Source organism: Kribbella sp. (genome assembly GCF_035687465.1).
In the GTDB taxonomy this organism is placed as follows: Bacteria; Actinomycetota; Actinomycetes; order Propionibacteriales; family Kribbellaceae; genus Kribbella.
In genome coordinates, this window is sequence record NZ_DASRXP010000705.1 from 18,646 (window position 1) to 28,880 (window position 10,235).

Here is a 10,235-nt window from a genome sequence, read left to right on the forward strand (position 1 = left end):
CGAGATGAAGAGAGCGATCTCACTCCAGCAGTTCCCGCGCGACCCAGCCGCCTTCGCGGAAGCCGGGTGGGATGGCGAAGACCGCGGAGCCGATGGTGGTGGTCCACTCGTTGAGGGCGTCCGCGGCATCAAGGCGGGCCAGCAGCGGGAGGAATTGCCCGGCTACATCCGCCTGGTAGCTGAGGAAGATGAGGCCGCTCTCGCGGGTGGCTCCGGTGTCCTGCACGTAGTTCAGCCCTTTGCGGAAGATCCTTCGGCCGTCGTTCTCGCTGTGGTGCGAGAGCCGGGCATGGGCGTTCTCGGCGATCACCAGGCGACCGTCGGCGTCCCGCTTCTCGAGGTCCAGCTCGTCGCGCTCGGTTGCCCCGGTCAGCGGCGCTCCGTTCGACAGCTTCCGGCCGACCGCGCGTTCCTGCTCGGACCGGGTCAGCTCGTCCCAGGTATCGAGGTTCATCCTGATCCGCCGGACCACGAGGGTCGTCCCGCCGCGGAACCACGCCGGCCCGTCTGCGGACCACACCGTCGTGTCGAAGTCCGGCGTACCGGGTGCTGGGTTACCGGAGCCGTCCACTTGACCGAAGAGGTTCCGCCCGGTCACCGGCGTGCCGTCGGGACCCGTTCCGTTCCAGAACCCCGTCTGCCGCCATGCCGGCTTGGCGAACGGCGCCGCATCAGCCACCAGCCGCCGTACTGCGTGGACGACGCTCACCGCATCATCGGCTCCCACCAGGAGCAGGAGGTCGCCGCCGGACCAGGCAGGGTCCAGCCGATCGTGCGACATCACCGGAAGATCGTCGAGGCCACCAGGCTTGAACGACGTGAGCCCGGGCAGAATGAAGATCCGCGGCCCCAGTCCGACCGTGACCGTCAGAGCGACCCCTGGAACGGCGAGTTCCGGAGCGGTGTCTCCGGGCGCGGGACGACCGGCGCCCAGGGCAACGATGTCGGCAGTCCAGAGCCGCATCAACCGCCCGAGCGCAGCCTTGTCAGTGCCACCGAGCAGATTCAGCGCGACCAATTCCGCGTGCTTCGGAGACGGAGCCGCAACGGCCGGCTGGTGGTCGCCGTAGGAATCGATGTCAGCGGCAAGTACAGCGGGACCGTTGCCGGAGCCGTTGCCGTTGCCGTTGTCTTTGCCGAGCGCAGCGAAGTCGCCGGCGACGACGCCGCCCGTGATGGCGGCGCCCGCGGCGGCAGCACCGGCATAACCGAAGAGCTGCCGTCTTGACGGCCGACCGGTCAAGAGGCCGGCGTCGGGGTCGTGCTCGAGGCCGGCGTCGGCGTGGGTGTCGGGTGGTAGTGCTCTTCCTCCTCGGTGAACGCCTTCACCGGCAGGGTCAGGTCGTGGGTGCTGCCGTCGGAGAACTTCAACGTCAACGGCAGCTCGTCACCCGGCTTCAGGCTTTGCTTCAACTCCATCAGCATCACGTGATCGCCACTGGGAGCAAGGTGCGCGTGCGATCCGGCCGGGACGTTGATCCCACCGGCCTTCTCCTGCATCACCATCTTGCCGTCCTTCATCGCCATCTCGTGCAGCTGGACCAGACCAGCCGCCGGAGACGTTGCCGAGGTCAACTTGATGTCCGTGTCGCCCGGATTGGTGAGCGACATGAACGCGGCCGTCATTGTGGTGTCCTTGGCGCCCGCGGTCGAGCGCACCCAGGCATCCTCGACGATGACGCCCGGCGTACTGGCGGCGGCCTGGGTCACCGGCGCCTTCTCCTCCGAACCACAGGAGGAGACCAACAGGGGGAGAGCGACGGCAACCATGGCCGTGAGCAGTTTCGTCTTCACGGACAGGCCAACGAGACATCGGCGACCCAAGTTCCCGGGAGCCCGGAAAGCCGGTGAGTGGGCCCTTTTGACGGGTTGTGGAAGGTTGGGTTTGACGTTCGGGTGGTCGGTCCGGCAGGGGCGCCGGGTGGTTCGCGGGTTCATTGGTGTGGGTGGTTCGCGTCGCCGGGCTGCGGGAGTGTGCCAGTCGAGGTGCTGGGTATCAAGAGCGCCTTCGGCGTCCCCTTCGGGGATCGAGCGAGCTCGACTCCTTCAGGGATGACACCCAGCACCTCGACCAGGGAAGGACGCAGCTGTCCCGGAGCCGCTGGGGAGTATGGCCACAGGTGCGGGTGGTTCCACGGTCGAGGCAGCACCTGGATCCGCCTGAGCCGCGCCGGCCGGTCCGCCTGCCTCTCGGTTGGCGGCGAGCTGGTTTCGGGGACGAACTGGCGACCTTGAACAGGAAATGGGGGGCTCGGACACGAAATACCTTGTCCGCGGTCTCCGTTGGGTGTCCGAGGTCCCGAGTTCTGTCCGAGCGCCGACCCGATCACCGATCCACACGACTCGCCCACGGGCTGCGGTCCACCTGGTGGTCCCAGTGCACCACCTGGTGGACCGGGCGGTGATCGGCCCGGCCGATGCCGGGCTTCACGATGGATAGCGCCTTACAGGCGGCTATCGGTCGAACGACGCGGCAGTCGACCGGTAGCGCTGCCGGCCGATGCCAGGCTCTGCGGCCGATAGCGCTCTGCAGGCCGCTATCGGTCGAACGAGGCGGCAGCGGCCGGTCGGGTCGCCGGATCGTCGGCTCATAATGACAAGCAAGCTTTAGTTCGACGTGGGCATCTTCCGTGGAAGTAAAGCAAACTTTGACTTCTGCGCTCTGCCGACGATGCTGCAAAGCCGCTGTCCACGCGGTCGGCTTTGCAGCTCGTCACTCTGTTTCGGTGGGTTCTTCGTCCGGCTGGACGAAGTCGGGGTCGCCACCCTCGTCGCCGGACCGGGCCCCGGCCTGGGCCAGGTGGGACACGGATTCCAGCTCGGCCAGTACCGACTGATGCTGGTCCACGCACAGCACGACCAGGTCGCCTGGATTCGACCGAACCAGCGCGTGCCGCACCGCGCTCAGTTCTTCGAGCACCGTCTCGACCTGACGGCACCGCGCGCCGTTCTCCATCGCGGACCGCACGCCCTCGGTGATCAGTTCGGCGGAGTCACCGCGTTTGCGGCCGCGCAGCCGGATGTCTTCCCGGACGATCACCACATCGAAGTGCTGGGCGGCGATCTCGCCGAGTTCGCGCATGTCGTCGTCCCGCCGGTCACCCGCGGTCGCGATCACGCCGATCCGCGACGGCCGGCCGAGATCCGAGGACGCGCCGAGGCTCTCGCCCAGCTTGTCCACGAAGTCGCCGAGCATCCGCATCGCGGGCGCGTTGTGACAGTAGTCGACGATCACCGTCCGGCCGTCGACCTCGATCTCGTTGAGCCGCCCGGGCGACAGATAGTACGAAGTACTGAACGTCCGCAAGCCCTGCCGGATGTCGTGCAGGGGAGCGCCGGCGGCGAACGCGGCGGCGGCCGCGGCCATCGCGTTCTGCACGTTCATCATCGCCCGGCCCGCGAACGTTGCCGGCAGCAAGTGTGTCCAGGCCAGCTGCATCGACCGCCGGCCGTGCTTCATGATGATCATGTCGCCGAGGTCCGACCGGTCGAGCACGACCGCCCGGCCACCGCGCCGGCAGTGTCCCTCGATGTACTCGCGGACCTCGCTGCCCGGCTCGGAGATGCTGAACCACACCACCTCGCCCGAACACTTCCGCCGCATCTTGCGCACCAGCGGATCGTCGGCATTCAGTACTGCGAAGCCGTTGCGCGGCACCGCCTCCACCAGCACGGCCTTCACGTCGGCCAGTTGGTCGAGCGTGTCGACGCCTCGCAGGCCCAGGTGGTCCGGCTGGATGTTCAGCACCACGGCCACGTCGTTGCGCTCGTAACCGAGGCCCTCCCGCAGGATCCCGCCGCGAGCCACCTCGAACACGGCGAAGTCGACCCGCGGGTTCTGCAGCACCATCCGCGCCGACTTCGGCCCCGACGCGTCCGACCGGATCACCAGCCGCTCGTCGATCACGATGCCGTCGGTCGAGGTCATCCCGACCTTGCGGCCCATCCCCTTGAAGACATGGCTGATCATCCGCGACGTGGTGGTCTTGCCGTTCGTCCCGGTCACCGCGACGATCGGGATCCGGCTGGTCGCCCCCGGCGGGAACAGCATGTCCACCACGGGTTTCGCGATGTACTGCGGGTCGCCGATCGTCGGGTTCGTGTGCATCCGGAACCCAGGGGCGGCGTTCACCTCGCAGATCGCGCCGCCGGTCTCGCGCACCGGCTGGGTGATGTCCGGGCAGATGAAGTCGATGCCGGCGATGTCCAGCCCGATCATCCGGGCGGCCTCCTCGGCGATCTCGACGTTCTCCGGGTGCGCCTCGAAGGTCCGGTCGATCGAGATCCCACCGGTGGACATGTTGCCGGTCAGCGTCAGCTTCACTGTGACGTCCTCGGGCGGCACGTCGTCCAGCTCGAAGCCCTGGGTCCGGACGAGTTCGCGAGCGGCCGCGTTCACTGTGATCCGGGTCAGGATCTTCTCGTGCCCGACGCCTCGCCGCGGATCCGCGTTGGTGATGTCGACCAGTTCGGCGACGGTGTGCACGCCGTCGCCGACGACATGCGCCGGGACCCGCTCGGCGATGGCCTCCATCCGCCCGTTGATGATCAGGCAGCGGTAGTCCTTGCCGACCACGAAGTTCTCGACGATCACCGAACCACGCTTCGACTGCTCCTCCGCGATCGGGAACGCCTCCCGTACTGCGTCCGCGTCCTGCAGGTTCAGGCACACCCCGCGGCCGTGGTTGCCGTCGAGCGGCTTGCAGACCACCGGATAGCCGATCTTGTTCGCCACGGCGACCGCATCGTCGACAGTGCGGACCGAGTCCGACCGCGGCACCGGCAGTCCGGCCGAGGCGAGCAGCCGGGTCGTCAGGTCCTTGTCACTGGCAACGTCCACGGCGATCGAGCCGGTCTCCGAGGTCATCGTGGCCCGGATCCGTTTAGCGTGCACGCCCTGCCCGAGCTGGACCAGACTGAACTTGTTCAGCCGGATCCACGGGATGTCGCGGGACACCGCCTCGTCCACGATCGCCTGGGTGGACGGGCCGAACGCGGTCCGCTCCGCCTGCCGGATGAACTTCTCCAGCTCGGTGGTGAAGTCGAACGACGGATCCGGCTGCACCAGGTGGTTCACGAACCGGACGGCGAGTTCCCCGGCGGCCAGGCCGACCGCCTCATCGGCGTACGAGTAGATGATGTTGTAGCGGCCCGGCACGCCCTTGACCTGGCGGGTCTTGCCGCGCCGCAGGTCATGGCCGGCCTCCTGCTGCAGTTGCAGCGAGACGTGCTCGGCGATGTGGCCGAGCCAGGTGCCCTCCTGCAGCCGCTCGATGAAACCGCCGCGACGGCCGCGCGAGCAGTGGTGCTGGTCCAGCCGGGGGAGGTATTCCAGCAGCCGTTCGGTGAACCCGTCGATCGTGTTGGACGGGAAGTTCTCCAGCGAGCCCAGGTCGACGACCAGATGGATGGCCGGCTCGTAACTCCAGACGTTCGGCCCGCGGTAGACCCGCGTCTCGATGATCTTGAGGTCGGGGCTGGGCGTTCCCTGGGTTGCGGCGGTAGCGGTCATTCGGGCCCACTGTCTGGTCGCGGCGGCTGGGTGTCTGGTCGGCTGAGTTCGGCGCCCGCGCTCAACGGCTCGGTCGCCTCCGGTCTGGACTCACCGGCCGCCGAAGCCCGGGACTTGGGCTTGAGCGTGGTCTTCTTCGCAGCGGCCTTCTTGGCCGTCGTCTTGGCGGTACGCCGGACAGCCCGGCGCTTGTGCTCGGCGTAGTACGCGGGTGACACGCCCTCCGCCGCGATCTCCTTGGTCAGCTTGCGCAGATCCGCCTCGGCGGCCTGGAGCTCGGCCAGTTCCTCGGCCGGCGGTTGGGGCCCGTAGGACAGCAGCACGCGGGCCTTCAGGTCGAAGGTCGCGGTCGCCGGCAGCACGTGCAACACGACGCCTGAGGCAAGGATCGCCTCGGACCGGGAGGCGTAGTGCGCGTTCGAGGTGATCCGGCTGCCGTCGAAGATCGTCACCGCGCCCCGCCCGACGACCTCCAGATGAGACCCCCGTACTACGGCCGCGGTGTCCTCGTCCACGCCGATCCCGAGCAGTCCGGGGGACTGTGCCACCAGGGACAGCAGCCGACCGTACCGGTTCCGCTGGGCGAAGTGCTGGTCCACGATCGCGCCCTGGACCAGACCGAGTCCGCCGGCCAGCTGGCTCATCCGCTGTCGCGGGGTGGCACCGGACCGCCCGAACGCGATCATGTGCTCGGCCAGGATGCTCGCCCCGGCCGAGGTGCCACCGACGGCGGCACCGCGCGAATGCGCCGCGGTCACGGCCCGGCCGAACGCAGTACCGGTGACCACGCTGCTCAGCTTCAGCTGGTTGCCGCCGGTCATGAAGATGCCGGTGGCCTCGTTCAGCGGCTCGATGAAGGCGGGGTCGTCGGCGTCCTCGCGGTTCTCGGGCCGTACTCCGACCACGGTGGCGGCTCCGAGCGCCGCGAACAGCGCGGAGTACACGTCGACCACGTCGTGCCCGAGCGCGGAGGCTGTCGGGATGACCACGATCCGCGCCTTCGAGCCGCCGGCGGCCTCGACGAACTCCTGCAGGACTGTCCGCTTCTTCAGCTTGTCCTCGGCACCACCGATGGCGAACAAGGCCCCCGGCCCGCTCGTCGTCACCCCACCCTGCTGTTCAGACATAGCCGAAGAATAGGTGCTCAATGCCGCGACAGCCCCATTACCGGCCCACAGGGGTCAGTCGACGTGCAGGACAGCCTTCCCAGCGATCTTGCGCCCCAGGAGACCCTTGATCGCGCTCGGAGCGTCCCGCCACGAGGCTTGCAGCCCCACCTGCCCGTCCAGCCGACCCGCGGCGACCAGCTGAACGAGACGGGTCAGATCAGCGGTCCCGCTGCCGTGGGCGGTCAGCTCGTCGAAGGTGTTGAGGGTGTAGATCCGCGCTCCGGCCGAGCGGTCGAACAGGCCGGGCCGGAAGCTCACCGGCTGGGCCGGGTCGGGCGTCGCAAGGTTCACCACGACGCCGCGAGGTCTCAGGTGTTCGATGGACTGCCCGAAGACGGCTCCTCCGACGGCGTCCACAATCAGGTCGTAGTCACCTTCGATCTTCTGCGCGACCACATCGGCACCAGGCACTTGAACCGCAGTACGGACGAATGCTGTGACGTGTGCGCCGGCTGCGTGAGCGAGCTGGGTCGCGAAGCGGCCAACCCCACCGCCGGCTCCCGTCACCAGCACCCGCTTCCCAAGCAACAACCCGCCAATCTCCAGCGAGCGCAAGGCGGTCAGCCCGGCAGTCGGCAAGGTCGCGGCCTGAACGTCGGGAACCGCGTCCGGCAGCACCGCCATCCACGAAGTGGACACGGACACGAGCTCAGCCCACGCACCCCGTCGTACCAACCCCACCACTCGGGCACCCACGTCCGGACCGGTGCCATCAACTGCCGGTACTTCGACAACCCCCGCCACGTCCCAGCCGGTCAGAGACCCGTCGGGCAACCCGGCGAGATCAACTACCTCGCCTCGGTTCAGCGAGAACGCCCGCACGCGCACCACTGCCTGATCCGGAAGCGGCCTCGGCCCGGCGACGGTCGTCAGCGTGACAGATGACCCCGCCTTGGTAAGAGCTCTCACCTCCCAGACACTACGACGCCATTGCAGGAAGCTGCAGTTCGGACAGGGTTCGGCCGTTGCTGATGGCATCATTCGCGCTGTGAAGAAGCTATTGATGCCCCTCATCGCCGCCGGAGCAATGCTGCTCGCGGCCGGCTGCGGCGGCTCCGACGATGCGAGCTCCGGCTCATCGCCCACTACTCCAGTCACGCTGACGCAGGCCGACTTCGCCCCGAAGGTGCAGGAAGCACTGAAGGCGAAGGGCACCTTCCGGGTGGTCACGGTCACCACCGACGAGGGCGCACCCGCGACGTTCACCACGGACGTCAAGCTGTCCGGTGCGACAGCAGACGTGGCGGGCTCCGGCGAGGGCAACTCCGTGGTACGAGTGGGCGGGCAGCTGTATGGCAAGGGCGGAGCCATCAGCGACGACCCGAAGAAGCCGTGGGCGAAGTACGACCCGACAGTGGTCCAGGATCCCATGGCCGCGCTGAGCGGTGTGATGATCAGGATGCTCCTGGTGCAGACGATGACCTATGAGCTGATCGGGGGCGCGTCCTACGCCACCAACTTCACGTCGGCGCCGGGGGCGACGGCCGGCACGACCGAGTACCTGATGACGATCGACCTGCCGAAGGCCTCCGCGGCCAAGGCACTCGGCGAGTACCTCACTGCCGAGACTGTGGCGCAGCAGAAGCTGACGGGCCTGACTGCGAAGGTCACGATCGACAAGGACAACCTGCCGATCAGACTCGACTTCGAGCAGGGAACCGCCAAGGTGATCGCCGACTTCAGCAACTTCGGCACACCGGTCACGATCGCCGCACCACCTGCGGCCGAGATCGCGTAGTACAAGGCCGGTGCCGGGCCAGTGCGGCCCGGCATCAGCTTGCGTCAGTGGCCGAAGGTGAACCAGTTGACGTTGACGAAGTCGGCCGGCTGGCCGCTGGTGAAGGTCAGGTAGACGTCGTGGACGCCGGTCACCGCGCTGATGTTGGCCGGCACATTTCGCCAGCTCTGCCAGCCGCCGGTATTGGCGACGGCGAAGCTGCCGATCGGCGCGTTGGATCTGTTGTCCAGCCGTACTTCGACCAGCCCGCTGACGCCACCCGCGGCTCCGGACGCAACCCTGCCAACGAACTGATGTGCCGCTGAACTACTGAAGTCGACGCCCGGATACAGAGCCCAGTCGCCGTTGCCCAACTGCCTGAGGTTCTGCCCGCCACCGGAGTCCGAGGTGGTCTCCAGGGTGGTTCCGCCTTGCTGGGTGTACGACTCGGCCTGGATTGTGCTGTACGCGCTACCGCCGCCACCGGGCGGGTTCGTGGGAGGAGTGGTCGGGGGAGTAGTGGGTGGGGTGCCGCCACCTCGCGTCGACACTGCCACGTAGTCGACCAGCATCGGGCGGTCCGGCACAGTCTCGGCTCGTGGTGTGGGGCCGTTCAGGGCGTCAGGAAAGGCGCCGCCCATCGCGACGTTGAGCAGGATGAAGTAGCCCGCGTGCGAGGTCATGTTCGCCCACGTGTCGGCCGGAAGCTGACCCTGGCTGACCGAGTGGAACTGCGTGCCGTCGACGTACCAGCGGAACTGGTTCGGCGAGATGCTGGTGTCCCACTCGAACCGGTACGTGTGGAACCCGGCCTGGCAACTGGTACCCGGGCAGGCGCGGTTGGCGGCGATCCCGCTGGTCTCGTTGCACGGACCACCCGGGTTCACGCCACAGTGCAGCACGCCCCAGACGGAGTTGATCCCGTTGACGTTCTCCATGATGTCGAACTCGCCGATGCCCGGCCAGTTCCAGTAGTTGCCCCGGTACGGCTGGCCGAGTGCCCAGAACGCCGGCCAGTACCCGAGGGCCGCGTTGCCCGTCACGTTGGGCATCTGGATCCGGCCCTCGATCGCGACCACGCCGCCGGCCGGTGCCTTGAAGTCGGCGCGCTGGGTCTCGATCCGGCCGGACGTCCAGTTGCCGGCGCCGTCCCGTCGCGGGGTGATCCGCAGGTTCCCCGTTCCGTCGAGCGCGAGGTGGTTCGGACTGTTCGTGTAGTTCTGGATCTCGCCGGTACCCCAGTTCCCGGGGCCGCCGGGATAGCCGTGGCCGGTGTCGATGATCCAGTTCGCGCTGGACGGCAGCGAGCCGTTCGCGCCGTTGAAGTCGTCGCTCCAGACCGTGGTCCAGCCGGGAGCCGGGGGTGGCACGCTGGCCTGGGCCGCGATCGTCAGGGGAACGGCGACCAGGATCGGCGCGAGCAGAGCGCTCAGGATGGTTCGGCGACGAGTGGATGGTTGGTTCGGGCGGGAACTCATGACGACCTCCACGGTCAGGGCCGGCGCCGTCACCAGATCGACGCCGACAGTGAGAAGTGCGTCTATGAGAGCGCTCTCATGTCCTTGTGTCAACGGTTCGTCACAGTCGATAGCAACCTGGCTGTCGGGCGTTGCCTCTCAAGCCACTCGGCCGCTCGCCATCTCTGGTTTTGCGGCGCGCGACAGGACGGTTGGCAAGGCCGCGCAGGGCTATCGTGGAGAACGTGGGGGAAAACGGTCCAATCAGCGGACCGCAAAAGCTTGCCCGCACAATCCGGCGACTGCGGCACGCCAAGGGTCTTAGTCAGGAAAAACTTGCTGAACGAGCAGGCATGCTCGTTCCGGACATGACGGTTTCC

General features: G+C 67.7%; 7 protein-coding genes. 1 reads left to right on the forward strand and 6 read right to left on the reverse strand.

Features of this window, described 5'->3' with window-relative positions; genetic code table 11:
* Positions 1-19: 19 nt before the first annotated feature.
* The 5 genes from VFG33_RS38555 to VFG33_RS38575 form a co-directional block, all read right to left on the reverse strand.
* Positions 20-1,243, reverse strand: coding sequence for a Dyp-type peroxidase (locus tag VFG33_RS38555; protein ID WP_325057984.1), 1,224 nt, complete (start codon positions 1,241-1,243; stop codon positions 20-22).
* Entirely contained in the window at positions 1,240-1,794 is a 555-nt protein-coding gene (locus tag VFG33_RS38560; protein WP_325057985.1) for a copper chaperone PCu(A)C, read from the reverse strand. Before VFG33_RS38560 ends, VFG33_RS38555 begins: the two co-directional genes overlap by 4 nt.
* A 919-nt stretch (positions 1,795-2,713) precedes the next feature.
* Positions 2,714-5,512 carry a cyanophycin synthetase gene (gene cphA, locus VFG33_RS38565; RefSeq protein ID WP_325057986.1) on the reverse strand — a complete coding sequence of 933 codons (2,799 nt, stop codon included), beginning with the start codon at positions 5,510-5,512 and terminating at the stop codon, positions 2,714-2,716.
* Positions 5,509-6,639 carry a cyanophycinase gene (locus VFG33_RS38570; RefSeq protein WP_325057987.1) on the reverse strand — a complete coding sequence of 377 codons (1,131 nt, stop codon included), beginning with the start codon at positions 6,637-6,639 and terminating at the stop codon, positions 5,509-5,511. Before VFG33_RS38570 ends, cphA begins: the two co-directional genes overlap by 4 nt.
* Before the next feature lie 54 nt (positions 6,640-6,693).
* Positions 6,694-7,590, reverse strand: coding sequence for a zinc-binding dehydrogenase (locus tag VFG33_RS38575; RefSeq protein WP_325057988.1), 897 nt, complete (start codon positions 7,588-7,590; stop codon positions 6,694-6,696).
* Positions 7,591-7,669: 79 nt separating this feature from the next.
* Between VFG33_RS38575 and VFG33_RS38580 the strand changes: the two genes are divergently transcribed.
* Positions 7,670-8,419 carry a hypothetical protein gene (locus VFG33_RS38580; RefSeq protein WP_325057989.1) on the forward strand — a complete coding sequence of 250 codons (750 nt, stop codon included), beginning with the start codon at positions 7,670-7,672 and terminating at the stop codon, positions 8,417-8,419.
* A 44-nt stretch (positions 8,420-8,463) separates the two neighbouring features.
* On the opposite strand, the gene VFG33_RS38585 is transcribed toward VFG33_RS38580, so the two are convergent.
* Positions 8,464-9,876: a glycoside hydrolase family 16 protein gene (locus VFG33_RS38585; RefSeq protein ID WP_325057990.1), complete on the reverse strand. Its 1,413-nt coding sequence runs from the start codon at positions 9,874-9,876 to the stop codon at positions 8,464-8,466.
* Positions 9,877-10,235: the final 359 nt, after the last annotated feature.